Genomic DNA, 23,725 nt, shown 5'->3' with positions numbered 1-23,725 from the left:
GAAGCGGAACAAGCGCATGTGGCGCAGCAGCTCACCCGGCACCTGGAATACATCCTGACGCCGGACCTGAACGTGCGTGAACATCAGGAGCGCTCGCGCCAAGTGGGCCGCACGCATGCGCTCGTCGGCATGCCCACGCGGACCTTCGTGCGTTCGCTGGGTTTTTATGCCCAGCAGCTTCGGGGCTTGATCAGTCACCTGCCTTTGCCCGCGGCGGAGCGGCGCACGCTCGCGCATCTCGTGAGCCTGCGCTTGCAAACCGAACTGGAATGGCAACTCGACAGTGCCCAAGAGATTCGAACCCGCTACAACGACCTGCTGTATCAACTCGAAGCGCAGCAGCGGCATCCGGCACCGGGCATGGAATCTCTGCAGGATGCATTGGAAGCCGTCACCGAACTGCCCGGCATGGTCACCGCAGCGATCATGGCACCCGACGTCCAGGGGCGCTTCGTGGTCGAGGTGGCGTCGCAGGCGGCGCCTTTGATCGCGGCCATCAAGCGACATCTGGGCTCCTTCGTCGTGCCCAGCCTGCATGAGGGCGACCCAGGCTATGAAGCCCTGGTGTCCACCGCTTGGATGACCGAGCGCACGGTCACGCTCGCGAGCGTCGCCAAGGACGGGGCCCAGTCCCCTTGGCGGGACGCCTTGCTTGACGTCGGCATTCGCAGTGCCGCGGCGGTTCCGCTTTCCGATCCGAGCGGACGCATCACGGGGGTGTTGGCGCTCTACGGCGCCTACCCCGGCATGTTCGAAAACCCGGTCGCACGCAGCTTCATCGAGCGCCTCGGGCAGACGCTCGCGCGCGGCTGGAACCGTCGGCAAGAGCCCGCGCGCACGCTCGACCCGGTGCCGGTCGACGAGCGTCGCCATTGGCGCACCGCGCTCTTTGGCAGCGGCCTCGTGATGCAGATGCAGCCCATCGTCGACCTGCGCACCGGACTGCCCTACCAAATGGAGGCGCTGGCCCGGCTGCGGCTGGCCGACGGCAGCGTGCTGCCGCCCGGCCGCTTCCTGCCCTGGCTCGGGCGCGCCGAACTGGTGCGGCTGTTCCGGCATGGACTCGAGCTGGCCCTCGCGCGCGTGGCGGCCTGGCAGCGCGAAGGGCACACCCTCAAGCTGAGCGTCAACCTGCCGGTCGAGGTGCTGCTGTTGCCCGAGTGCCCCGATTGGGTGAGCTCGGCTCTCGCGCAGCACGGGGTGGAGGCCGAGCGGCTGCTGATCGAACTGCTCGAGGACGCGGAATTCGACGATGCCGCCGGACGAGACGAAGCCGTGGCCCAACTCGCCGCCACCGGCGTGCGGCTCGCCATGGACGACCTGGGCAGCGGTTATTCCAGCCTGGTTCGGCTGCGCACCTTGCCGTTTCACACCGTCAAGATCGACCAAGGCTTGGTGCGCGAGGCGCATCGCGACCCGGCGCGCGCACTGGGTTTCATCGGCGCCTTGATTCAACTCGCCCACAACCTGGGCTTGTGGGTGGTGGTCGAGGGCCTCGAGACGCCCGACCTGATCGAAGCCGCCGCCATCCTCGGAGCCGACGCCGGCCAAGGCTATGGCCTCGCGCGGCCGATGGACGCCGACGCGGTGAGCGCCTGGCTCGGCCAGTTCTCGCTCACCCCGGAGCGGCTGACGCCGCTAACCGCTCTGGGCCGCGTCGCCCACGATTGGGTGCTGCGCCAGCGCGAACGGGCGCATGAACGCTCAGCCTAGCCTTACCCCCCGCAGGGCTCGGCCAGTTCGACGCGCTGACGCCCGGCGGCTTTGGCGCGCAGCAAGGCGGCATCGACGCGACGATAGAGGTGGGTGAAGGATTCGCCCACACACCACTCGGCAACGCCGGCGCTGAAGCTGACTTCCACGCGGCGGCCGGTGCCCGGATCGGTCAGGCGTTGGGTGCGAAAAGCCTGCAGCAGTCGGCTCAAGGCCCGATGCGCGCGCGCGGCGTCGGCGTCGGGCAGGAGAATGAGGAATTCCTCCCCGCCGATCCGCGCGATCAGGTCGGTCGGGCGCATCAGCCGCCGGGACAGTTCCACCAAGGCGCGCAAAACTTGATCGCCAAAGTCGTGGCCGTAGTGGTCGTTGATCGCCTTGAAGTGATCGAGATCGAGCAGCGCCACCGAGAGCGGCGCACCCGACCGGGCCGCCCGCGCCGTCTCGCGCGCGAAGGCCTGATCGAGCCCGCGGCGGTTGAGCGCGCCGGTCAGTGGGTCTTCCTGCAGCTTGACGCTGGCTTGCTGCAGTTCCTGCTCCAGCGCCTCGATGCGTGCTTGCGCGGCTGCGGCTTCCTGGCGCGCCTGCTCGAGCTGGGCCCCGAGCGCCGCGCTGCCGCTGTGCAGTTCACGACCGCGCAGCAACACGTCTTGGACGATGCTGCGGATCTCGTCCCAATCTTCGCTCCGCTCGAGCCGAGCGAGGTCTTGAGCCAAGCTTTCATTGGTGCGCGCGCTTTGGTCGGCAAACTCGGCAAGGCTGCGCACGACGAGGCTGATGAGCGCCTTGGCCGCCTCCCGCGCATCGTCGCCGCTCTTCTTCGCGACGCCCTGCTGATAGACGAGCTCCTTGAACACCTCACGAGCGCGGTCGATGTGCTCGGGGTTGAGCGCTTCGTGCAGCAGCCCGTGGATGAGCTGAACCTGCGCCGCCACGCGGTCGTCGGGCCCGAGCCAGTCGACCAGATGATCGAGCATGAGGTCGACGAGCCCCATGAGCCCCTCGACCACGGACGCGGTTTCTTCCTGCACCCGCTCCCAATGGATCCAAAGCTCACGCGCCTGGGCGGTCAGCGCGTCCAAATCGGCAGAGCCATCCTCCGAAGCCGCGAGCAGTTCGCGGGCGCGCGCCTTGATCGATTCGTCCCGGCAGTACGGCAGCAGGCCATAGCGCAGGCTTTGCGTCCAGAGGCGTCGCCACGCGCCCGCCGCACCGCCTTCGGCCGCATCGAGCGGCGCGGGCTCCGAGGGCTCTGCCCCAGAGAGCGGCTGGCGCGCCGGCAAGGCGGCCCAATGCTGCACGAGGTCGGCCAGGCTCGCGAGCCAAGGCAACACCTCCATCGCCGGGGCTTTGGCGGCCAAATTCGCCAACGCCTGCCGCTTGTGCAGCTGGCTCAGACCCGCTTGGGATCGCTCCCACTCATGGAGCAGGTCGAGCACCAGCCGACCCAGTTCCAGGCCGGCGGGCGCTGCTGCCTCAGAGGTCCGGTCACGAGGCGCGCGCGATACGGCGTGCTCGGGGCGGCTGCCGGAGAGCTCGGCAAAGAGGGCCGCATAGTTTTCCGGCGTCGGGGGCAAGCCGCGGCTGGCAAGCTGCCGCAGCGTCTGCCGCGCGATTTCAGCGACGTTGATCGTGGGTTGGTCCATGGCGAGGAAGCGAGCGGTCGTTGCTTCTATTGTCGCCGCTGCGCATCATGGATGCATGACGGCGACATCACGGTGGTGTGGAAGCCTCCGCCGCGTCCTCGTGCTCGAGCCGCCACAGCCAGGCGAGCAATTCGGCGACCGCCTGGTACAGCTCCGGGGGGATCTGGCTATCGAGATCGACCTGCATGAGCAGCTGCAGCAGCTGCGGCGAGCGGTGCACATACACCCCCGCTTCCCGGGCGCGGGCAATGATGGCTTCAGCCAGGTAGCCCTGCCCTTTGGCCACCACCCGCGGCGCACGGTCCGCCCCCTCCTCGTACGCCAGCGCGACGGCCTGCGGCGGCCGACGCGGCTCGGGTTCATCCGCCGCCATCGACCGGGCCCTCGCGCGACTCGACGGCACGCGCAATCAACTCGACCGCATCCACCCTCAGTCCCAACGCAGCCAATGCCGCACTGAGCTCTGCCCGATGGGCTTCGAGCCGGTCCGCTGCCGCCGGGGCGTGCTCGACGCGGATCGCCAGTTGACGCTGTGGCCCCAGCCGCAGCCACGCCTGCACCGGCCCGAGCGTTGGAAGCTCGAGCTCGAGCAGGGTCTGCCAGCCCGATGACGCCTCCGCCTCGCCGCCGCCGGGTGCGCGGCCCTGGTCGCGCTCGATGCGCCATCGCATCGGCTGCCCCGGCCAAGCCCATCCCGACCACTCGAGCGCCGGCTGCGCGAGCAGGGCCAGTTGCTGCTGCACCGTTCCGTGCAGCCCTTGCGGCACCTGCCAAGCGGTATCGACATGAAGCTGCGCCTGGATCGCCCGATACGACTCGACCGCCACCCGCGCGGCCGTCGGCGCGAGCGTTTCGCGGGCGTCCGCGTCCGCCCGGGCCGCGCCCGCAGCCAGGTCGGCGCGGGTGGCGGCGCGGGTGGCGGCACGGGTGTCGGGGCTGCCGGCGTCCCGCTGGCCTTCCTCGACGCCCTGCGCTTGGCCTTTTTCAAGCATTTTGGCCGGGACGCCGGCGTCAAATGACGCTTCATTGCTCTCATTTTTGAAGCTTTGAAGCGCTGCGCCGGAGGCCTCTTGCGGCGTTGCTGGTGGCTCGGCCGCGCTGCTGGCAAACGCCGCCTGAGGTTCGAGCCGCAAGGCTGCCGTGGGCTGCTGCCCCTGGAACCAGGCGAGTAAGTGGCTTTCGTAGAAGAGGCCACTGCGTTCGATGCGCTGCGCGAGCGCCGCCGCCAAGGCCGAGCGGTCCGGCAACGCACCCTGCGGGACGATGGGCTGGGGGTCGCGCAGCGCGGCGGCGCCGTCCGAGCCCTGCGCCAAGCGTGAAATCCACCGCCCCGTCTCAGAAAGCCGCGCGCCATCGGGGCTGCCGTACGCCCCCGCCTCGTCTGAGACGCGGGCCAGAAACACCGTCAGCGGCGCCGTTGCCACAGCCGCGCCCGACGCGGAACGCCCAGGCACCTGAACCGAAACGCCCGGTTCAGGCCCCCCGCGCTCGGACAGCACCACCAAGTCGAGCTTCTGCCCCGGCGTGTAGGCGCCCGGCACCGCCGCCGTAAACAAGCCCCGTCCCAGCCGCAGCAGCCATTGCCCCGGCGCTTGCAGGGCGACGACCTCGGCGACCACGCGTGCGCCGGGCTGCACGGCCAGACCCGGCTGCTCCGAGCCCGGTTGCGGCAGGGCTTTGAGGAGCGCGCTTGGGTTGCTCTGACCGATGCCCGTGGGCGGCAGCGTCGGGGCCGGAACGGTGCTCATCGTGCGCCTTGGTGCAAACGGACCATCAACTCGGCTTCGGCCTCACTGAGCCCGACGAGCGCGGCGATCTCCCGCACCGAGCGCCCCTGCTCGACCAGCCGGGCCATCAAAGCACGCATCTCCTGCTCGAGCAGAGCGGCATCGGGTGACGCAGCCCCAGCAGTCGGGACCTGGGCGTCGCCCACCGGGCCGGCCACGGCGTCTCCCGCCGCCGCTTCGGCCTTGGGTTCGGCCCGCCCGACGCCGACCCCAGGCGCGGCACCGACCCGCCCAGCGCTCGGCACCGGCGTCGGCGGCGACCCAAGGGGCTCCGGATGCCAAACCGGTTCACGAAAAGCCTGCGCCTGGCGCAGCGACTCAGATTCCGGTGGCGTCGCGGCGCTGTCCGATTCGGAGGGCGTCGAGTCGATCCGGCGGCGGAGCGCCGCAATCTCTTCCGACTGCCGCAGGGCCTCTGCGGCGAGCCGCCGCAAGGCCAGCAACGCCAGCACCAGCACCAGCGCCAGCAGTGCCATCGGCACCGCCCAAAACATCCGTGGATCCATGGCTACGCGTTTGAATGGCTGCCGCCCCAGGTCGAGCGGCTAGGACGCAACGATCGCGCTGCGCAGCCGGTCTTCGATCAAGCGGGGGTTTTCGCCTTCGGCGATGGCGACCAGTCCCTCAACCATCAGATCCTGCAGCGCGGCACGCTCGCGCACGATGGCCTTCATTTTGTTGGCGACCGGCAGAAAAAACAAATTGGCCGAGCCCACGCCGTAAATCGTGGCGACAAAGGCCACGGCGATACCCGAGCCGAGCTTGCTCGGGTCGGCCAGGTTCTCCATCACATGGATGAGGCCGAGCACCGCGCCGAGGATGCCGATCGTCGGCGCATAGCCCCCGGCCGATTCGAGCACACGCGCCGCTTGCAGGTCGCGATGTTCGGTGGCGGCAACCTCGCGCTCGAGCGTCAGCCGCAGCTTCGCCGGCTCGGTGCCATCGACGAGCAACTGCAGACCGCGGCGCAGCAAGGGGTCGTTCTGTTCTTCGATTTGGTCCTCGAGCGCGAGCAGGCCCGAGTGTCGGGCCGTGGTGCTCCAGCGCAACACTTGCCCGATCACTGCCTCGGGGTCGATCGCCGGCGGCTGCAGCACCCAGGGCAACATCCGCACCGAGCGCAGAAAAGTCGCCATCGGATACTGCAGCATCACCGCGCCCGTGGTGCCGCCGATGACGATGAGCAGCGCCGTCGGCTGAACGATGGAGGCCACGCGACCGCCCTCGAGCACCTGCCCGGCCACGATCGAGCCGACCGCCACCACCAGACCCAAGACACTCAGAAGATCCATCGTTCCTCGCCCTCAATGACCGGCTGCCGGAACGGCCGCCGCCCCGTGCGACGCAAGCCGCGCCCGCAGGCGCAAAACCGCTTGCTTCATCAACTGGCTGACTCGGGACTCGGTCACACCGAGCACGGCGCCGACTTCCTTGAGCTGCAGGTCTTCCTGGTAGTAGAGGGCCAGGACCAGTCGCTCACGCTCGGGCAGCTCCGCAATCGCCTGCTCCAGATCGCGGGCCAGTTCCTCCGAGGCCAGAATCTGCTCCGGCAAGGGCTGCGTCCCCGAAACATGCCGATCCAGAAAATCCTCACCTTCGGCGGCTGCCAAATCCTCGAGCGACACCAGGTACAGGCTGCACTCGGCCAAGGCCTCGCGATACGCCTCGAGCCCAAGACCGAGCTCGGCCGAGATTTCCTCTTCCTTCGGTGGGCGGCCCAAACGCTGCGTCAGCGTCTCGATCGCCTTTTGGATGCCCCGCTCTTTCGCGCGGCTACGCCGCGGGAGCCAGTCCATACGCCGCAATTCGTCGTAAATCGCGCCCCGGATCCGCACCGCGGCATAGGTGGCGAACTGCGCCGGTGACTGCTCCTGACCCCGCTCGAGCGCATCCCAGAGCCCAATCATGCCGGCCTGCTCCAAATCGGCGACATCCACCGAAGAAGGCAACTGCGCGGCCATCTGTCCGGCGATCCGCCGAACCATGGGCAGCATCTCGCGCAGGCGCTCATCCTGGGCACCCGCTGGGGCATAGGACTGGGTTTTCATGCACGCGGCCGCATCGCCCGGCCCCTCATGACGCCGGCGAAGCCGGCTCGGGTTGCATCCATTGCTGCATGAAAAACGCCAACTGACCGCCCGCCCCTTCGGGCATGGGCCAGGTGCGCACCCGCTCGACCAGCGCGCCAAAAGCCTTGGCCGAGGGGCTGCCCGGTGCCGACTCGATCACCGCCCGTTGCGCCCGAACCGCTGAGCGCAGAGCGGGGTCGAGCGGAATCGCGCCTGCAAGGCCAATCGACACGTCGAGATAGCGGTCGGCCACGCTGCAGAACCGGGCAAACAGCGCCTTGCCCTCGGCCGCATCGCGAACCATGTTGGGCAACAACTGAAAACGCTTGAGCCCATATTGCCGCGACAGCACCTTGACGAGGGCGTAGGCGTCGGCAATCGAGGCAGGCTCGTTCGACAGCACGACCACCACCTCTTGTGCAGCGCGGCTGAAGGTCAGCACATCGCCCGAGATTCCGGCCGCACAATCGATCAGCAGATAGTCCACCGGGACATTGAGGCGGCTGACCGCGTCGATCAGGTTGGCCTGCTGTGCAGGCGTGAGGGCCGCCATGCTCGCCACGCCGCTCGCGGCGGGCAAGACCCACAGGCCATGCGGGCCGCGCACGAGGATCTCCTCGAGCGAGCGCTCGCCCCGAATCACGTGGGACAAATTGAAGCGCGGCGCCAGACCCAGCAGGATGTCGATGTTGCCCAGACCCAGGTCGGCGTCGAACACCATCACCGACTCTCCCAGACGCGCCAGGCCCACCGCCAGATTGGCGACCACGTTGGTCTTGCCGACGCCGCCCTTGCCGCTGGCCACCGCGATGACGCGCGTCGGCCGGCGATGCAGTCGCCGCAAACCCTCTGCTTGATCCTTCGTGTTCATGCGCTCTGACGTTTAGGCTGCTGCACGCTCGCCGGGCCGGCTCCGCGGCCGCCCTGCTCCTGCGGACGACTGGCCAGCAGCAGTGCTTTCATCTTATCAACCGACGGCGCGTGCAAGTCCTCGGGAACCCGCTGCCCATCGGTGTAATACCAAAGCGGCAGCTGCTGCTCGATCAGCCACTGGATCGCGGCGCCGAACATCGAGGTCTCGTCGAGCTTGGTGAGCACGCAACCAGCCACCTCATGGTCGCCGTAGAGCCTCCAGAGCGCATCGTAGAACCCGCGCCCCATTCCGCCGGTGAGCAGCAACAGGCGCTGAACCTGGGTTCCCAAGCTCGAGAGCCACTGCAGCTGCTCCTCGAGCCGTTGATCCCTGGGCGACAGGCCGATGGTGTCGACCAACACGAAGCGGCGCGAAGCGAAGGCCCGCAGATGCTCGGAGAGTTCCTCGGCGTTGCGGGCGACCACGACCGGAACCCCCAGAATGCGCCCGTAAATCTTGAGCTGCTCGACCCCCCCGATGCGGTAGGTGTCCGTCGTCACCAGCCCCACCGCCTGGGTGCCGTGCGCCAACACCAGCCGCGCCGCGAGCTTCGCCACGGTCGTCGTCTTGCCCACGCCCGTCGCACCGAGCAAAGCAAACACCCCGGACGCCCCCGTCGACAGATCCGGCCCGGTCGGCAGCCGTTCCAGGATCTTCGAAAGTGCCCGATCCAGATCCTGCGCGCCGTCGGCAAACGGCGCACAAAAACCGCGCTCGAAGCCCAAAGCCTCGAGTTGCGCCACCGTCGCCGATGCCGGCGCCTGACCCGGCAACACCTGCAGCATCCGCTCCTGCACCCAACCGCGAAAGTCGCGCAACTCCGCGCGCAGCGACTCGAGCTCGCCGGCCACGTCCGCCTGCGGCTCGCTCGGCCGCTGCGCCTTCGGGGCGGGCGCAACGGGGGATGCCGCCACGGCCGCAGGCTCAGGAGCCACGTCCCGCACGGCCGGGTCAGCGAAGCCCGGACGCGGCCTTGCGCTCCCACTCGGTGACGACGGCGTCTCAGCGCTGGGCCGGCGCGCAGGCTCGGCAGCGGGCGCCGACCGTACGGTCTCCTCCGCCTGCGCGGCCCGCGCCGCCTCGGCCTGGATGTAGCGGGCGTCGAAGTCGACCGCCGCCATCAACTCGACGCCGCCGACCACCTCGCGGTTGGACAGGATGACCGCGTCGGGCCCGAGTTCCGCGCGGATCCTTGCGAGCACCTCCCGCGTATTCGCGCCCGTGTAGCGCATGATTTTCATGTTTTAGGCCCCGAGTGTGGCAACGATTCTCACCTGCTTCTGATCCGGAACTTCCGCATACGACAAGACCCGCAGTCGCGGCGCGGCGCGGGACAACATGCGGGCCAGGAAGGTCCGCAGGGGCGCACCCGTCAAAACCACGGCGGTCATGCCCTGAGCCTCCATGGTTTGCATCAGTTCCGTTGCCTTCTGAAGCAAGCGTTGTGCCAAGCCTGGCTCCAACACCACGTTGTGCGGATCGGCACGCAGCGTGTTGAGCAGGATCTGCTCCAGCTGCGGATCGAGCACCGCCGCAGCCAACTCCTTGTTTGGCCCCGAGAGCATTTGGACGATGAACGGACCGAGCGCCAAACGCACACGCGCCGTCAACTCGTCGGCATCCTGGGTTTGAGGGGCATGCTCCGCCAAAACTTCGGCGATCGTGCGCATGTCCCGAATCGGCACGCCTTCGGCCAAGAGGTTCTGCAGCACCTTGCGCAGCCGATCGGCGGTAAGCAGCTTGGGCACCAAATCCTCGACCAGCTTGGGCGAGCGCGTCGCCAGGTGCGCGAGCAGGGCTTCGACCTCCTCGCGCCCGAGCAATTCGGCCGCGTGCGTTTGCAGCACTTGATGCAAATGGGTCGCGATGACGGTGCTCGCGTCGACGACCGTGTAGCCCGCAGCCGTCGCCTGGTCGCGTTGCGACGGCGCAATCCACACCGCAGGCAGCCCGAACGCGGGCTCGGTGGTCGCTTGGCCCGACAGCGGCGCCGAAACCCCGCCTGGGTTGATCGCCATCAAGAGCTCGGGGAACACCTCGCCCGAACCGACCTCGACGCCCTTGACGCTCAGACGGTAGCCACCCGGGCGCAGTTCCAGGTTGTCGCGAATGTGAACCGGCGAGACCAAAAAGCCCATTTCCTGCGCAAACTTCTTGCGCACCCCCCGAATCCGCGCCAGCAACTCACCGCCCTGGTTGCGATCGACCAGCGCAATCAGCCGATAGCCCACATCCAGCGACAGCGGATCGACCGGCTCGATCTGCTCCCAGCTCACCTCCTCGGCCTCGGCCGCTACGGGCGGCGGTGGCGCGACCGCCGCTTCGGCCGCCAAGCGCTGCTCCTGCCGCTGACGCAGCCAGACCAGCCCGCCGAGCACCGCCGCCGCCAAGAGGAAAGACAGATGCGGCATGCCCGGCACCAGACCGACCAGCCCGAGAATCCCGGCCCCAATCGCCAAAACATGCTTATGGCCAAACAGCTGGCTCACCAACTGCCCGCCCACATCCTGCCCAGTCGAGACGTTGCTGATGACGATGCCGGCCGCAATCGACACCATCAAGGAGGGAATTTGCGCCACCAGTGCATCGCCGATCGACAACAAGGTATAGGTTTGCGCCGCCTCACCCACACTCAGTCCGTGCATCAGCACACCGATGACCAAGCCCCCCAGCAGGTCGATGAACAAGATCAGGATGGCGGCAATCGCATCGCCGCGCACGAACTTGCTCGCACCGTCCATAGCGCCGAAGAAGTCGGCTTCCTGGGCGATTTCGGCGCGGCGCTTGCGCGCCTCCTCTTGATCGATCAAGCCGGCATTGAGGTCGGCATCGATCGCCATCTGTTTGCCCGGCATCGCATCCAGGGTGAAGCGCGCGGACACCTCGGCAATGCGCCCAGCGCCCTTGGTGATCACGACGAAGTTGATGACTACGAGGATGGCAAAGATGATGATGCCGACCGCGTAATTGCCGCCGATCACAAACTCGCCAAAAGACTCGATGACCTGGCCAGCCGCGGCCGTGCCCCCTTGTCCGTGCAACAGAATCACCCGCGCCGCTGCCACGTTGAGCGAAAGCCGAAGCAGCGTCGTCAAGAGGATGACGGTTGGAAATGCCGCAAAGTCCAACGGCCGTTTGAGATAGAGCGTCACCAACAGGATGACGAGCGAAACGGAGATGTTGAACGTGAAAAAAACGTCCAACAGAAACGTGGGCAGCGGCACCACGAGCATGGTGAGGATCAGCATCACCAGGATCGGCGCCGCAACGAGCTTCCAGTCGATGCTGCTGCCGATCCGACGCAGTCCGTCGAGCACTCGGGCCTGGGGTTTGGGGAGGGGGGTTGCGCTAGCCATGGTCAGTGTTGCGGCATCGCGTCCGCACTGGTATCGAGGTCAGAAGGAATCGGCCACTCCTGCGGCAGTTCAACGGCGGCCGGGGCGAGCCGCAATTGGTACACATAGGCCAGCAGCAAGGCCACGGCGTTGTAGAGCGCAGCGGGAATTTCCTGCTCGAGTTCGCCGTAGCGATACAGGGCACGCGCCAGTGGCGGCGCCTCCACGATGGGTACGGCAGCCTCCCGGGCAATCTCCCGGATGCGCTGGGCCACGCGATCGCTGCCCATTGCAACGATGATCGGCGCCCGCGCCGAACCCTGGTCATACGCCAGCGCCACGGCAAAATGGGTCGGGTTGGTCACGACGACATCGGCTTTCGGCACCGCCGCCATCATGCGGCGCCGCGCACGCTCGCGCTGCAGCGCCCGAATGCGTTGCTTGATCTGCGGATTGCCCTCGCTTTCGCGGCTTTCATCCTGTAGCTCCTGCCGACTCATCCGCAGCCGGCTGAAGTGCTGGTAGAGCTGCCACGGCACATCCACCGAAGCAATCAGCAGGGTTGCTGCCGCAAGCCACATGAACGCCCTGCCACACAGGACCGCCATGGATTTGATCGACTCTTGCGGCGCGAGCTGCAACAAAAGGGCCAGCTCTCCCTTCTCCGACCACAAAACCCAGGCAGCCACCGCGCCGACCACCAGTGCCTTGAGCGTGGCCTTCAGCAGCTCCATCGCCCCCTTACCCGAAAAAATTCGCCCGAACCCTTCGACGGGATTGAGCCGCGAAAACTGTGGCGCAAACGCCTGAACGCTGAAAATCCAGCCCCCCATCGCCAGCCCGCCGGCCAGGCTCGCCACCAAACCAATCGCCAGCATCGGCAGCAGGATGCCCACCCCGGCGACGGCCATCTGCCCCACAAAGGCCATCATCGCGCCCGTATCCCGCGATGCCTCGGCCGGAATGGCCAGCCCCCCCAGCAGCAGATGGGCAAAGGCCCCGTAGACGCTCGACCCCCAAACCCAAAGCCCGGCGGCCGCCGCCAGCAGCAGCAAACTCGAGGAAAGGTCGCGCGAGCGCGGAACCTGGCCTTTTTCACGCGCCTGCTCGAGGCGCTTCTGTGAGGCCGGTAATTCGCGTTCCTGGGCAGAATCGTCAGCCATGTTTCAACCTCAATCCGACCGTTGGGCGCGCCCGGGCGGGTGCGCAGCGCTCACCCAAGCGGTGAACGGCTTTTGCATCAAAAACGGTTCAAACATCAACACCTTACATTCAGTTCAACGCGGTCCACTGCCGGATTTAGGGCAACGCTGAACAAGTCCCTCGCGCGTCGCGCATCCCGGCTGCGGGCGGTCTGCTTCGTTGCAAATCCTCGCCATAGCTTCGGCTATGGCTGCGGTTTGCGCCTCGCATCCCATCCCGCGGCCGGGCGCGCGCCATCGCGGGAACTGATTCAGCGTTGCCCTAGGTTCCATGCTCTGAAGCACCACCGGCCATCATGACCGCCTGCGCCAGGTCGAGCCCCCGTTCGACCAAGCCCCGAACGACCGTCTCGAGGCTCGGCATCGCGAAATAGAGGGCCAGCAAGCCCAGGACAAAGAAGATCGGAAACCCGAGGTTGAACAGATTGAGCTGCGGCGCGAGCTTCGACAAGACCGCGAGCCCCAGGTTCGCGATGATCAAAGTCCCCAAGACAGGCGCCGAGAAAGCCAGCGCCAACGCAAACAAAGTCCCGCCCTGGGCAGCGAGCATCTGCCAAGCGCCAGACCCGAGCAACGGCCCGGTCCCGACCGGTACCAGCGTGAAGCTGCGCGCGAGCACCGCCAGCATCATCAGGTGCCCATTGAGCGCCGTGAACAGGAGCAGCGCGAGCACGTTCAAGAAGACCGCCAGACTGGCAACCTGGGTTCCCTGCGCTGGGTCGAGCAGGGTTGAAAACCCCAAGCCCATTTGCAGCCCCACGATGCTGCCGGCGAGTTGCACCACGCTCAACATCAGCGTGACCGCCAAACCCATCACGAGACCGATCTGCAGCTGCTGTACGACCATCAGCCATCCGGTCGCATCGAACGCCACCGGAGGCATGGGCGGCAACGCCGGCGCCAAGGCCACGGTCAGCACGACAGCGAAAGCAACACGGACCCGAGTCGGAATTTGACGTGCAGAAAACAGGGGCGCGGCCATCAACAGCGACAGGATCCGCAGGAACGGCCAGAAAAAAGCGCCGATCCACGCGTACACCTGTGCCGTCTCGAAGCTCAACATGGCGGCCTCGACTCACCCGACCATTTGCGGAATGGCCTGGAACAGGCGGATGGTGAAGTCCATCAACACCCGCAGCATCCAAGGCCCCGCCACGATGCCGGCGAGCCCCATGGCCAGGACCTTGGGCACGAAACTCAGCGTCATCTCGTTGAGCTGCGTCGCCGCCTGAAACAGGCTCACCAAAAGCCCGACGAAGAGCGCCGCGCCCAACAAGGGCGCCGCCAGAAGAAAAGTGACCCAAACAGCCTGCTGGCCCAGGGTGGTGATCGTCTCTGCACTCATGGCGTGTGCCTTTTTAGCGAACGAAGCTTTGAACCAAGGACCCGATGACGAGGTCCCACCCGCCCACCAGGACGAACAACATCAGCTTGAGCGGGAAAGACACCGTCACGGGCGACAACATCATCATCCCCATCGACATCAGCACGGCGGCCACGACCATGTCGATGATCAGGAAGGGAATGAACACGATGAACCCGATCTGGAACGCCGTCTTCAGCTCCGACGTGACGAAAGCCGGGATCAACAGCGACAAAGGCGTATCCGCCGGCTTCTCGATCGCTGGCTGGCCCGACAGTTTCACGAACAGCGCCAGCTCTTCCTGCCGGGTCTGCGTCAACATGAAGGACTTGAGCGGCTCGGACCCGGCTTGCAGTGCCTGAGTCATCGTGATCTTGTTGTCCAGAAGCGGAGCGACGGCGTTGTCGTTGACTTGCTTCAGAACCGGCGACATGACGAAGAGGGTCAGAAACAGCGACAGGCCGACGATGACCTGGGCCGGCGGTACCGTCGTCGTTCCCAGGGCTTGCTTGAGCAGAGACAGAACGATGACGATCCGGGTGAACGCGGTCATCATCAAAATCAGCGCCGGCAAAAACGTCAGCGCCGTCATGAAGATCAGCGTCTGCAGGCTGAGCGTGTATTGGGTCCCGCCGCCGACGACGGGCTGCGCGGTCACGGCCGGTAGACCCTGCGCCATCGCCAGCCACGGCAACCCGAGCAGCAACAGCGCAACCCAGACGGACTTGTTTCGCCCCATCATTACTGAACCTCCCGCTGGCGCAGGCGCATCGCATCCCCCAAACGCTGGGCGAATGACTCCGCGGGCACGGGCGCAGACCCCGGATCGGTCGCTTCAGGCGCGGGCAGCACCCGCAGCAGCGTCGGCCCCTGCGTGCCGCCCACCCCGATCAGCAAATGCTCACCCGCCACCTCGACGACCTGGAGCCGATCCCGCGCAGACAACGCCAACTGGCCCACCAAGCGGATCTTCGCCGCCGCCGAACCGGTGCGTTCCTGCAAACGTCGCAGCCAAACCACCATCGCAAACAGCAGGCCGCCCGTCACGGCCAAGCCGCCGACCGCCTGCAGCAGGAGTGAACCGACATTGAATTCCGCCATGCTTGATCCCATCAGACGCGTTGACTTCTTGACGCTCCGCTCGTCGCGCGACAAGAAGCCGACGCGAACGCCCTTCAAGGGAGGGTCCTAGCGGGGGATAAGCAATAGCCGTGCCGACGCTCATGCGCCGTAACGCAGACGAAAAAAAGCCGCACCAGCCAAGATGGTGCGGCTCATGAGAGAGCGCGCTCGCTTGCGCCGTCGAAGATCAGACGCGCGTGATTTTCAAGGTCTTGCCGGTCGTCGACGTTCGGCGCGGAGCGGCGCCTGCGGGCACATAAGGCCTCCCCGCCGACTCGGAGCGGCGTGGGCCTCCGCGGCCCTCGGATGCAAATGGCTGGCCCGAGCTGCGGCCGGCCTTCGAGCGCGGTCCATTCCAATCGCCGCTCGGCGAGGCCTGGCGAGCACCCATTCCCCCTTCGCCGCGGCCACGCCCCTCGGAGGCAAAACGCCGGTCTTGGTCACGCTCGGGACGCCGCACCTGCCCGTCGTCCCGCGGACCGTAGCCCGGCGCAGAACGAGGCTTGAACCGCTCCCCACGGGCGGGCTCGGAACGGCCCGTGGGGCCAGACCCGAACTTGCGATCGCGTGAGGGACGCTCACCGTAGGACGATCGGCCCGCACGAGGCTGGGCGTAGGAGGAAGGCGCACGCTGGGTCGGCTCGAGCCCGGCGACGACCTCGGCCTGGAAGGTCTGCCGACTGTACGCCTCGATGTCAAAAATCTTTCGACGATCCCGGAATTCGGCGAACGTCACCGCCAGACCGTCGCGTCCTGCGCGGCCGGTCCGACCGATCCGATGGGTGTAGTCTTCGGCCTTCATCGGAAGCCCGAAGTTGAAGACGTGCGTGATCGTCGGAACATCGATACCGCGGGCCGCCACATCGGTCGCCACGAGAATCTGAACCTGACCGTTTCGCAATGCCATCAACCGGCGGTTGCGCAGGCCTTGGCTCAGGGCGCCGTGCAGAGCGACTGCAGAAAACCCATCCTGCTGCAGGTCATTCGCCAGTGCATCGCACTCCACCTGGGTGCTCGCAAAGACGATGGCTTGATCGATCGACGCGTCGCGCAGCCAGTGCTCCAGCAGCTGACGCTTGTGCTGGGCGCTGTCGGCCCAAAACAGCTTTTGCTCGATGTTGGCATGGCGCTCTTGCGGCGTGTCGACTTGGACCCGCTGCACATGCGCGCCGTTGTCGTGCATCACCCGCATCGCGAGCTGCTGAATCCGCGGCGCGAATGTGGCGCTGAACATCATGGTTTGTTCCCGCGCACTCGTCAGACGGTTGATCTCGGCCAGATCATCGGCAAATCCGAGGTCGAGCATACGATCGGCCTCGTCCACCACCAACACGCGGACCGCATCCAGTTTGATTTGTTTCGAGCGCTCGAGATCGAGCAAACGGCCGGGCGTGGCCACGACCAGATCCGCGCCCTGCAACTTGGCAACCTGGATCTGGTACGGCATGCCGCCGACAACATTGGCGACTCGGATTCCCTTGCAATGCTTGACCAACTCGATCGCATCGTGGGCCACCTGCTGAGCCAACTCCCGCGTCGGGCAAACCACCAAAGCGGCCGGCGTCGCTGGCTTGAAATGCCGCGGCTGAGTCGGGTCCTTGCGTTTCGGACGTTTGGGAGCCTCTTCCCCGCGCGCCGCGGCTTCAGCGACCTGGCGTGCCCAGTCGGCTTCTTCTTGCTCCCGTTGCTGCGCCTTCACCGCCAGCAAGGTATGCAACACCGGAAGCAGGAAAGCCGCCGTCTTACCGCTGCCAGTCTGGCTCGAAACCATCAGATCGATGGCGCCCGTCGCCTCGCTCGACAAAGCGCGGCTGATCGTTTGTTGCTGGACGACCGTCGGCTCGGTGTAGCCGAGGTCAGCCACGGCGCGCACCAGTTCGGCAGCCAGGCCCAAGCGCTCAAAGCCATTCGGGGGGGAAATCGTGTCGGCTTCGCTCGCAAACGTCGAGCCGAGGGGCGCAGGGGCGCCCAAAATGTCATTCTGTTGAATCATGATTTTTCACAACACGCGGCAGCCGTACCCGATAGGGGACGGCATGGCCTCGTCAATGGTTAAAAAACATCAACCATCAAACGAAACCCGATCGCTGCGATCCCCCGTGAACGGGGAATACACAATGGCTCCAGAAGCCTGACCAGAACGGCAGCCCCGCATGGGAGCCCCGAGTGTGTGAAGGGAGATGCAAACAAAAAACCTGGCCCAGGAGGCCAGGTTCAAGCGAACTATAACACAAACGCGTCGGCAACTTCAGGCCGCGGCCGATGGCGCGGCTGCCTCACCCACCCGAAGGAAGTGCGTGCGGTAATGGGCGAGTTCATCAATCGACTCATGGACATCGGCCAGCGCCGTGTGCTTTTGCTGCTTCTTGAACGAGGCGCAGACCTCCGGTCGCCAGCGCTTCGCCAGCTCCTTGAGCGAACTGACATCGACGTTGCGGTAGTGGAAAAAAGCCTCCAGACGAGGCATGTACCGCGCCAAAAACCGCCGATCCTGCCCAATCGAATTCCCACACATCGGCGCGACCCCCTTGGGTACATAAGCCGCTAAAAACTCGAGCAAGATGTCTTCGGCCTGCGCTTCGGTGATGGTCGATGCCCGGACCTTGTCGATCAAGCCGCTGCGCCCATGCGTGCCCTTGTTCCAGGCATCCATTCGGTCAAGCACGGCGTCATCCTGATGAATGACCAACACCGGTCCTTCGATGCGCGGCTCGAGGTGAGGGCCCGTCACGACGACGGCGATCTCGATGAGGCGCTCGGTCTCGGGATCGAGCCCGGTCATTTCACAATCGACCCAGACCAAATTGAGGTCTGACTTCATCAAGCGCTCCGGAGCCGGCGCAGTTTCAAATTGAACGTTCATACGACGAATTGTCGCTGGAAATCAGCGGCATCGAGAGCGCTTCGGAAAACCGGTGATCCCAAAAATGGCGGCCGGCGCCTCGTGCTACCGGGATGCGCGGCGCACGAGGGACTGGTTCCGTTGCCCTAAACTCCATGCATGAATTCCAGCGCCAGTCTCTCCGCGTCCGATCTTTGGAGCCTCTTTTTTTGCGGATTGCTCGCCGCCTCGTTCATACTCCAGCAGTGGTTGGCCGCTCGACAGATCCGGCATGTCGCTGCGCATCGCTCGAGCGTCCCGCCCGCCTTCGCAGCGAAGGTGCCGCTCGATGCGCATCAGCGGGCAGCAGACTACACGATCGCCAAGACCCGCCTCGGAATGCTGGAGACCGCATGGAGCATGGCGCTCGCCCTCGGATGGACGCTGCTGGGGGGGCTCGAGCAACTCAACCTGGCCCTGTTGCGCGCCGTGGGCGCCGGCTTGCTTCAGGAGTTGCTCGTGCTGACGGCATTCGTGACCATCAACGTCATCCTGGAATTGCCGTTCGCGCTCTATAAGACCTTTGGGATCGAAAGCCGGTTTGGCTTCAACCGAACCAGCCCACGGCTCTGGTTGGCAGATGTCGCGCGAAGCGCGCTCGTCAGCGCCCTCATCGGCCTGCCCGTGGCCCTGGGCTTTCTTTGGCTGATGCGGGAAACGGGCCGTTCGTGGTGGCTGTGGACTTGGGCCGGATGGATGTCGCTCAATCTGCTTCTGTTGTGGGCCTACCCGGTGCTCATCGCCCCCCTGTTCAACCGTTTCCTTCCGCTACCCGATGGCCCACTCAAGCAGGGTCTCGAGCGACTGCTGCAGCGCTGTGGGTACCGGACATCGGGACTCTTCGTGATGGACAGCAGCCGCCGAAGCGGCCACGGCAATGCCTACTTCACGGGCTTCGGCCGAACCAAGCGCGTCGTTCTTTACGACACGCTGTTGCAACAATTGGAGCCCGAGGAAGTCGAAGCCGTCATTGCCCATGAGCTGGGGCACAACGCCCATCACCACATCCTGCAGCGATTGGCGCTGCTCGCCGTTCTGAGTTTCGGGGGCTTTGCCTTGCTCGGCTGGCTCATCAAGCAAACCTGGTTCTACACGGGCCTGGGCGTGACCCCGAACATTGCCTGGGGCATCGACGCTCCCAGCAACGCGCTCGCATTGACGCTGTTCATCCTCGTCCTCCCGCACGTGACAACCTTGCTCGCACCTGTCCTGTCGGGATGGTCTCGCCGCCAGGAGTTCGAGGCGGATGCCTTTGCCACGAAATGCGCCCCCGCGGGTGCCCTGGAACGTGCGCTGCTCAAACTGTTCCGAGACAACGCCTCGACACTGACTCCAGATCCTTTGTACGCGCGTTTTTTCTATTCCCATCCCCCCGCTTCTGAGCGGCTGATGCGCCTGCGTGCGGAATGAAACCCAACACCGGCACTCAAGGGAACGCGGCCCGCGTCATTGCGAGCTATGGACGGCATTATTTGATCGAGACCGATGAGGGCCATCGTTGGATGGCTCATCCCCGAGGTAAAAAAATGGTCGCTGTCGTTGGCGACCGAGTTCAGTGGTCGGCCAGCGGTGACGCGGCGGTCATCGAGTCGGTGCTGCCGCGGCGCAATTGCCTGCTTCGCCGCGATGCCGTCCGTACGAAGGTTTTCGCAGCGAACATCGATCAGATCTTGCTGTTGGTTGCCGCTGAGCCGGATTTCTCTGAGGAGCAGTTGGCGCGGGTGCTCATCGCCGCCGAGGCGGAGCAGATTCCAGCCGTCATTGCGGTGAACAAGCGGGACCTGGGACCAGCGCACGCCAAAGCGATGGCCCGGCTCGCGCCTTATCCCCAGATGGGCTACACCCTCCTTGGCTTTTCGCTTCAAGCGCGTGAGGCGGGCGAACTCGACAGCATCCGATCGTTATTGACGGGAAAGGCCACACTCGTTCTTGGCCCCTCGGGCGCGGGCAAGAGCTCCCTGATCAACCGGCTCGTCCCCCACGCTCAAGCCGAGACCCAGGAAATCTCGCAGGCCCTGAATTCCGGCAAGCACACCACGACGCGAACGACCTGGTACTGGCTGGACCGGACCCGAAACAGCGCGGTGATCGATTCACCCGGCTTCCAAGAATTCGGGCTGCAGCACATCGAAGCGTTGGCGCTCGCAAGCCTCATGCCCGACCTGCGGCGCCATATCGGCCACTGCAGGTTTCACAACTGCACCCACCTCCACGAACCCGATTGCGCCGTCATCGCAGCCGTCGGCGCCCCCGGGCCAGAAGGAATTGCCCCGCAACGCTACCGGATCTACCAAACCCTGTTTGCGGAGTGCAGCAAGGCGCGCGAGTACGCCCGGGGCGGGCGTCCAGCCGATTGGCAATAGGCGCGCTGTTTTTAGGGGGCATCTCGCGACCAGAGAGCGGTCACCCGAGCGAGCGGGCCGCCCGGTCTCATCCAAACAGCCGCCCGAGCGCCAAGAGCGCCAGCACCAAAAGCCAAAGGACGACCGATCGCCAGAGCAAACCCACGACCTGCGGTAAATGCCCGACCTCCGGCATGGCCCAGCCACGGGGGAACTCGCCCGCCCCCTGCGCCGGGCTTTGCTCCGGACCCTCTTCCTTTTTTGCCGCACCGAGATCCAGGTTGAGCGCGCCGGAACCCGCCGCAACGATGAGCCGGTCGCTCGAGCCCTCCCCCCAATCCTCGGAAAGCCCGCGCCAGACCTCGATGGCGTCCTCGAAACTGCCCACCATGGCGAACCAAAGCGCCGTGACCCGAGACGGCACCGCATCCAACCAAATCCAGGCCTGACCCGCCACTCGCATCAGGGAAGCACTTTCGACCACCACCTCACCACCGCGGCGTTTCAAGCCATCCCTCAAGCGATCTGACAAACGATAGAAAACCGCCCCTGCAGGACCGCCACCGAGCGCTGCGACGACGACATACCAAAAAAGCACGCCGAACATGTGTCGGTGCCCATCGATCAAGGCCTGCCGAATCAAGGCGCGTATCAGTTCGGTCGTGTCTTCCGGCGAGGGTTCACCGCGCCATTGCGCCAGCACCTGCCGCGCCCGTGCCAGGTCATCGGCCTCGAGCGCCTCGCGCACTTCGGCGAAACGATGACTGAAGCGCCGAAACCCCAGCGTTGTGTACAGCACCGCCACATGCCACAACAACGCCAGCGGCCAGCCCGCGACCGCCTGCGCCCCGAGATGAACGCTCAGCACGAACGCAGCCGGAACGACGACCGCAGCACCCCAGGCCAACCAGCCATGGTGATGTTGGCCGGCGTCGAAATTGCATCGAGCCCATTCGAACCAACGATCGATCCAGCGGTCCATTGGGTTCCCCTCGGAAACCGGACGAACCTGTTCCAACAACAGCGCCAGGACGATTGCAATCAGATTCATGAGGATGAATGATAGGCGGGCCGTATCCCTCACCGAGGGGCCGACAACATCCGATAAAGATTGCGCAGCATGCCCGCCGTGGCGCCCCAAATGAACCGCTCGCGCGGCGGCTGCGTACTCCGATCAAGATAGGGCATCGAAAACCACTCGCGCTGCGCACCCTGCCAAGCCACGGAGTGCCTTTGATGGTGCTGGGGATTCATCAGGAAATCGAGGGGAACTTCAAAAATGTCGCTGACTTCACTGGAGTTTGCGCGCAGTGGCGCCGATGGATCGACCAATCCCACGACAGGCGTCACCAGATAGCCGCTGCCCGTCGTATAGGTCGGCATCAAACCCAGCGCCTCGACCCGGGTGGGATCCAGACCCACTTCCTCCTGCGCCTCCCGCAGCGCTGCCATGATGGGGTCGGCGTCGCCCTCATCGATCCGTCCACCGGGAAAGGCGATCTGACCTGCATGGCTCGAAAGATGCCCCGCCCGCTCGGTCAGGAGCACATGAACGGGAGCGTCCCTGCCCCGTGACGCCAACAGCGGGATCAGGACCGCTGCCGGCTTCAAGCTGCCGGGTAGCCACTGTGGCTCGGCCCGCAATTCCGGGACCCAGGTGGGCGGTGATTGGAATCGCCGGCGCAGCCGGTCCAGGGTCAATTCAGCCGGATCAACGCGCGGAAGGTGCGCATCGACCCCGATGACCGGGACCTCCCGCGGGTTGAACGAGGGCGGCGGCCGACGAATGGCACGCGACTCCCGCATGATTAGGCCAAATAGAGACAAAAAAGCCGCTCAGGATAGGCCTGAGCGGCTCGAGTCACGTTCACAGGTGCGCAGATCAGGCTGCGGGCGCCGCCTTCGCACGATTGGGCAGCTTTTCCTTGATGCGCGCCGACTTACCGCTGCGGTCACGCAAGTAGTAGAGCTTCGCGCGACGCACATCACCGCGGCGCTTGACTTCGATGCTGGCGATCAAGGGGCTGTAGGTCTGGAAGGTCCGCTCCACCCCTTCACCGCTCGAAATCTTGCGCACGGTAAAAGCGCTGTTGAGGCCTCGATTACGCTTGGCGATGACCACGCCTTCGTATGCCTGGACACGCTTGCGCGAGCCTTCGACCACGTTCACATTGACGATCACGGTATCACCGGGACCAAATTCGGGAATATTTTTGCCGAGGCGAGCAATTTCTTCCTGCTCGAGCGTCTGAATCAAGTTCATGTTTACACCTTCAGACGATCATGCCCGCGCTACACAAAAGGCGGATGTCGAAACCAAAAGTCGACAGGGGCCGCGGGGCCCACTTCAAACCGCGGCCGGGCAGAGGATCGAAGCCCGTGATTATAGCTCCGTTGGCGATTGACCTGGAGCTGCGCGCCGAAGCACATGCTCGTCGTCGGCGCTCAGTGCACCAGACGCACGCGCTCGCTCAATCAGGTCTGGACGCGCACGTGCGGTGATGGACAGCCGCTGCTCACGCCGCCATCGCTCGATTTGGGCATGATTGCCTCCGAGGAGTTCCGGCGGGACCGAGCGTCCCCGCCAATGTTCCGGGCGGGTGTAATGCGGACAGTCCAGCAGCCCGTCCAGCGCCGGATTGAAGCTATCTTGGAGGCTGCTGTTTGCGTCACCGAGAACGCCAGGCTGCAAGCGCGCAACCGCGTCGAGCAGGGCCATCGCCGGGATCTCGCCGCCGGAAAGAACGAAGTCCCCCAGGCTGAGTTGGACATCGACGTAGGCATCGATGAAACGCTGGTCAACGCCCTCGTAGCGTCCACACAAAAGAATCGCGCCCTCCCCAGCCGCCCAGTGGTTGACCACCGCCTGCGTGATCGCCTCGCCGATGGGCGAGAACAAAACCAGCGGCGCCGGAACGCGGTCTTGGCGCGCAGCCCGGATGGCTTCAAGCGTCAAATACAGCGGCTCGGCCATCAACACCATACCCGGCCCCCCGCCGAAGGGGCGATCATCGACCCGGCGGTAGTTCCCTTCCCCGTAGTCGCGCGGATTCCACAGATGCACGTCCACCCGCCCATCCTGGTAAGCACGGCGCGTCACCCCCGAAGTGAGAAACGGGCCGAACAGTTCCGGAAACAGGGTGATGATGTCGAAGCGCACGGGATGGAAAGTGAGGGCCGCTAGGCCTGGGTGGGCGCGGCCCCGAATCAGCCTCTCAGTAGTCGGGCTGCCAGTCGACGGCGATGACCCGTTGGCCCAAATCCACGTCATCGACGAATGCAGAGACGAACGGGATCAGGATCGGCGGCCGCTGCTGTGCCGGGTCCTTGGGCGCAACCACGAGGACCGTCT

Annotated in this window: 24 protein-coding genes; 3 read left to right on the top strand and 21 right to left on the bottom strand. The window is 65.6% G+C overall.

The annotated features are described in order from the left end of the window. The coding region (locus JHC36_RS00490) for an EAL domain-containing protein (RefSeq protein WP_287914482.1) at nt 1-1,713 on the top strand (1,713 nt) is incomplete at its 5' end. Between the two features lie 2 nt (nt 1,714-1,715). On the opposite strand, the gene JHC36_RS00485 is transcribed toward JHC36_RS00490, so the two are convergent. From JHC36_RS00485 to orn, 16 genes are all read right to left on the bottom strand, one after another. Continuing rightward, a complete protein-coding gene (locus tag JHC36_RS00485) occupies nt 1,716-3,359 on the bottom strand; it encodes a GGDEF domain-containing protein (RefSeq protein ID WP_287914481.1) in 1,644 nt (547 codons plus the stop codon). 67 nt (nt 3,360-3,426) lie between these two features. Then, on the bottom strand, nt 3,427-3,732 hold the full coding sequence (locus JHC36_RS00480) for an EscU/YscU/HrcU family type III secretion system export apparatus switch protein (RefSeq protein ID WP_287914479.1): 306 nt from the start codon (nt 3,730-3,732) through the stop codon (nt 3,427-3,429). Beyond that, on the bottom strand, nt 3,719-5,107 hold the full coding sequence (locus JHC36_RS00475) for a flagellar hook-length control protein FliK (protein WP_287914477.1): 1,389 nt from the start codon (nt 5,105-5,107) through the stop codon (nt 3,719-3,721). Before JHC36_RS00475 ends, JHC36_RS00480 begins: the two co-directional genes overlap by 14 nt. Further along, nucleotides 5,104-5,652: a DUF2802 domain-containing protein gene (locus JHC36_RS00470; RefSeq protein WP_287914475.1), complete on the bottom strand. Its 549-nt coding sequence runs from the start codon at nt 5,650-5,652 to the stop codon at nt 5,104-5,106. Before JHC36_RS00470 ends, JHC36_RS00475 begins: the two co-directional genes overlap by 4 nt. 39 nt (nt 5,653-5,691) lie before the next feature. After that, nucleotides 5,692-6,438 (bottom strand): flagellar motor protein, encoded by a 747-nt coding sequence (locus JHC36_RS00465; RefSeq protein WP_124221204.1) that lies wholly within the window; start codon nt 6,436-6,438, stop codon nt 5,692-5,694. A gap of 12 nt (nt 6,439-6,450) precedes the next feature. After that, nucleotides 6,451-7,194 (bottom strand): FliA/WhiG family RNA polymerase sigma factor, encoded by a 744-nt coding sequence (locus JHC36_RS00460; RefSeq protein ID WP_287914471.1) that lies wholly within the window; start codon nt 7,192-7,194, stop codon nt 6,451-6,453. Nucleotides 7,195-7,219: 25 nt separating this feature from the next. Further along, on the bottom strand, nt 7,220-8,086 hold the full coding sequence (locus JHC36_RS00455; RefSeq protein WP_124221200.1) for a MinD/ParA family protein: 867 nt from the start codon (nt 8,084-8,086) through the stop codon (nt 7,220-7,222). Next, nucleotides 8,083-9,369 (bottom strand): flagellar biosynthesis GTPase FlhF, encoded by a 1,287-nt coding sequence (gene flhF, locus JHC36_RS00450; RefSeq protein ID WP_287914468.1) that lies wholly within the window; start codon nt 9,367-9,369, stop codon nt 8,083-8,085. Before flhF ends, JHC36_RS00455 begins: the two co-directional genes overlap by 4 nt. A 3-nt stretch (nt 9,370-9,372) precedes the next feature. Further along, complete coding sequence (gene flhA / locus JHC36_RS00445; RefSeq protein ID WP_287914465.1) at nt 9,373-11,484, bottom strand: flagellar biosynthesis protein FlhA; 2,112 nt, start codon at nt 11,482-11,484, stop codon at nt 9,373-9,375. Between the two features lie 2 nt (nt 11,485-11,486). Next, nucleotides 11,487-12,626, bottom strand: coding sequence for a flagellar biosynthesis protein FlhB (flhB, locus tag JHC36_RS00440; protein WP_287914462.1), 1,140 nt, complete (start codon nt 12,624-12,626; stop codon nt 11,487-11,489). A 301-nt stretch (nt 12,627-12,927) separates the two neighbouring features. Then, nucleotides 12,928-13,728 carry a flagellar biosynthetic protein FliR gene (fliR, locus tag JHC36_RS00435; protein ID WP_287914460.1) on the bottom strand — a complete coding sequence of 267 codons (801 nt, stop codon included), beginning with the start codon at nt 13,726-13,728 and terminating at the stop codon, nt 12,928-12,930. Nucleotides 13,729-13,740: 12 nt separating this feature from the next. Further along, on the bottom strand, nt 13,741-14,010 hold the full coding sequence (gene fliQ, locus JHC36_RS00430; protein WP_287914457.1) for a flagellar biosynthesis protein FliQ: 270 nt from the start codon (nt 14,008-14,010) through the stop codon (nt 13,741-13,743). 13 nt (nt 14,011-14,023) lie between these two features. Then, nucleotides 14,024-14,767 carry a flagellar type III secretion system pore protein FliP gene (gene fliP, locus JHC36_RS00425; RefSeq protein ID WP_287914485.1) on the bottom strand — a complete coding sequence of 248 codons (744 nt, stop codon included), beginning with the start codon at nt 14,765-14,767 and terminating at the stop codon, nt 14,024-14,026. Between the two features lie 2 nt (nt 14,768-14,769). Further along, nucleotides 14,770-15,129 carry a FliO/MopB family protein gene (locus JHC36_RS00420; protein ID WP_287914455.1) on the bottom strand — a complete coding sequence of 120 codons (360 nt, stop codon included), beginning with the start codon at nt 15,127-15,129 and terminating at the stop codon, nt 14,770-14,772. 208 nt (nt 15,130-15,337) lie between these two features. Continuing rightward, nucleotides 15,338-17,143 (bottom strand): DEAD/DEAH box helicase, encoded by a 1,806-nt coding sequence (locus tag JHC36_RS00415; protein WP_287914452.1) that lies wholly within the window; start codon nt 17,141-17,143, stop codon nt 15,338-15,340. A gap of 255 nt (nt 17,144-17,398) precedes the next feature. Beyond that, entirely contained in the window at nt 17,399-18,013 is a 615-nt protein-coding gene (gene orn, locus JHC36_RS00410; RefSeq protein WP_124221184.1) for an oligoribonuclease, read from the bottom strand. A gap of 138 nt (nt 18,014-18,151) precedes the next feature. On the opposite strand from orn, the gene JHC36_RS00405 reads away from it, so the two are divergent. Then, nucleotides 18,152-19,441, top strand: coding sequence for a M48 family metallopeptidase (locus JHC36_RS00405; RefSeq protein ID WP_287914448.1), 1,290 nt, complete (start codon nt 18,152-18,154; stop codon nt 19,439-19,441). Continuing rightward, nucleotides 19,438-20,394 carry a ribosome small subunit-dependent GTPase A gene (gene rsgA / locus JHC36_RS00400; protein WP_287914445.1) on the top strand — a complete coding sequence of 319 codons (957 nt, stop codon included), beginning with the start codon at nt 19,438-19,440 and terminating at the stop codon, nt 20,392-20,394. The genes JHC36_RS00405 and rsgA overlap by 4 nt, the downstream gene beginning before the upstream one ends. 67 nt (nt 20,395-20,461) lie before the next feature. Here the strand turns inward: rsgA and ampE are convergent, their stop codons facing one another. The 5 genes from ampE to JHC36_RS00375 form a co-directional block, all read right to left on the bottom strand. Next, the gene (gene ampE / locus JHC36_RS00395; RefSeq protein ID WP_287914443.1) at nt 20,462-21,424 is read right to left on the bottom strand and encodes a regulatory signaling modulator protein AmpE; all 963 of its coding nucleotides are present in this window, start codon (nt 21,422-21,424) and stop codon (nt 20,462-20,464) included. A 29-nt stretch (nt 21,425-21,453) separates the two neighbouring features. Then, on the bottom strand, nt 21,454-22,179 hold the full coding sequence (locus JHC36_RS00390; protein WP_287914440.1) for a CoA pyrophosphatase: 726 nt from the start codon (nt 22,177-22,179) through the stop codon (nt 21,454-21,456). A 76-nt stretch (nt 22,180-22,255) separates the two neighbouring features. Next, nucleotides 22,256-22,636 carry a 50S ribosomal protein L19 gene (rplS, locus tag JHC36_RS00385; RefSeq protein WP_124221174.1) on the bottom strand — a complete coding sequence of 127 codons (381 nt, stop codon included), beginning with the start codon at nt 22,634-22,636 and terminating at the stop codon, nt 22,256-22,258. A 120-nt stretch (nt 22,637-22,756) separates the two neighbouring features. Then, a complete protein-coding gene (trmD, locus tag JHC36_RS00380; RefSeq protein ID WP_287914432.1) occupies nt 22,757-23,533 on the bottom strand; it encodes a tRNA (guanosine(37)-N1)-methyltransferase TrmD in 777 nt (258 codons plus the stop codon). 55 nt (nt 23,534-23,588) lie between these two features. Then, complete coding sequence (locus JHC36_RS00375; RefSeq protein ID WP_503006708.1) at nt 23,589-23,714, bottom strand: hypothetical protein; 126 nt, start codon at nt 23,712-23,714, stop codon at nt 23,589-23,591. Nucleotides 23,715-23,725: the final 11 nt, after the last annotated feature.

It is taken from the genome of Tibeticola sp., from assembly GCF_022759015.1.
Classification (GTDB): Bacteria; Pseudomonadota; Gammaproteobacteria; order Burkholderiales; family Burkholderiaceae_C; genus Tibeticola; species Tibeticola sediminis.
This window is presented reverse-complemented; position numbering and strand designations above follow the sequence as displayed.

Excerpts from the sequence above, each read along its gene's own strand:
- JHC36_RS00465 (WP_124221204.1), bottom strand. The coding sequence starts at position 6,438 with ATGGATCTTCTGAGTGTCTTGGGTCTGGTGGTGGCGGTCGGCTCGATC.
- fliR (WP_287914460.1), bottom strand. The coding sequence starts at position 13,728 with ATGTTGAGCTTCGAGACGGCACAGGTGTACGCGTGGATCGGCGCTTTT.
- JHC36_RS00420 (WP_287914455.1), bottom strand. The coding sequence starts at position 15,129 with ATGGCGGAATTCAATGTCGGTTCACTCCTGCTGCAGGCGGTCGGCGGC.
- orn (WP_124221184.1), bottom strand. The coding sequence starts at position 18,013 with ATGAACGTTCAATTTGAAACTGCGCCGGCTCCGGAGCGCTTGATGAAG.
- JHC36_RS00405 (WP_287914448.1), top strand. The coding sequence starts at position 18,152 with ATGAATTCCAGCGCCAGTCTCTCCGCGTCCGATCTTTGGAGCCTCTTT.
- JHC36_RS00455 (WP_124221200.1), bottom strand. The coding sequence starts at position 8,086 with ATGAACACGAAGGATCAAGCAGAGGGTTTGCGGCGACTGCATCGCCGG.
- JHC36_RS00475 (WP_287914477.1), bottom strand. The coding sequence starts at position 5,107 with ATGAGCACCGTTCCGGCCCCGACGCTGCCGCCCACGGGCATCGGTCAG.
- JHC36_RS00480 (WP_287914479.1), bottom strand. The coding sequence starts at position 3,732 with ATGGCGGCGGATGAACCCGAGCCGCGTCGGCCGCCGCAGGCCGTCGCG.
- JHC36_RS00460 (WP_287914471.1), bottom strand. The coding sequence starts at position 7,194 with ATGAAAACCCAGTCCTATGCCCCAGCGGGTGCCCAGGATGAGCGCCTG.
- fliQ (WP_287914457.1), bottom strand. The coding sequence starts at position 14,010 with ATGAGTGCAGAGACGATCACCACCCTGGGCCAGCAGGCTGTTTGGGTC.
- JHC36_RS00415 (WP_287914452.1), bottom strand. The coding sequence starts at position 17,143 with ATGATTCAACAGAATGACATTTTGGGCGCCCCTGCGCCCCTCGGCTCG.
- rsgA (WP_287914445.1), top strand. The coding sequence starts at position 19,438 with ATGAAACCCAACACCGGCACTCAAGGGAACGCGGCCCGCGTCATTGCG.
- rplS (WP_124221174.1), bottom strand. The coding sequence starts at position 22,636 with ATGAACTTGATTCAGACGCTCGAGCAGGAAGAAATTGCTCGCCTCGGC.
- JHC36_RS00390 (WP_287914440.1), bottom strand. The coding sequence starts at position 22,179 with ATGCGGGAGTCGCGTGCCATTCGTCGGCCGCCGCCCTCGTTCAACCCG.
- flhF (WP_287914468.1), bottom strand. The coding sequence starts at position 9,369 with ATGAAAATCATGCGCTACACGGGCGCGAATACGCGGGAGGTGCTCGCA.
- flhB (WP_287914462.1), bottom strand. The coding sequence starts at position 12,626 with ATGGCTGACGATTCTGCCCAGGAACGCGAATTACCGGCCTCACAGAAG.
- JHC36_RS00470 (WP_287914475.1), bottom strand. The coding sequence starts at position 5,652 with ATGGATCCACGGATGTTTTGGGCGGTGCCGATGGCACTGCTGGCGCTG.
- JHC36_RS00485 (WP_287914481.1), bottom strand. The coding sequence starts at position 3,359 with ATGGACCAACCCACGATCAACGTCGCTGAAATCGCGCGGCAGACGCTG.
- fliP (WP_287914485.1), bottom strand. The coding sequence starts at position 14,767 with ATGGGGCGAAACAAGTCCGTCTGGGTTGCGCTGTTGCTGCTCGGGTTG.
- ampE (WP_287914443.1), bottom strand. The coding sequence starts at position 21,424 with ATGAATCTGATTGCAATCGTCCTGGCGCTGTTGTTGGAACAGGTTCGT.
- flhA (WP_287914465.1), bottom strand. The coding sequence starts at position 11,484 with ATGGCTAGCGCAACCCCCCTCCCCAAACCCCAGGCCCGAGTGCTCGAC.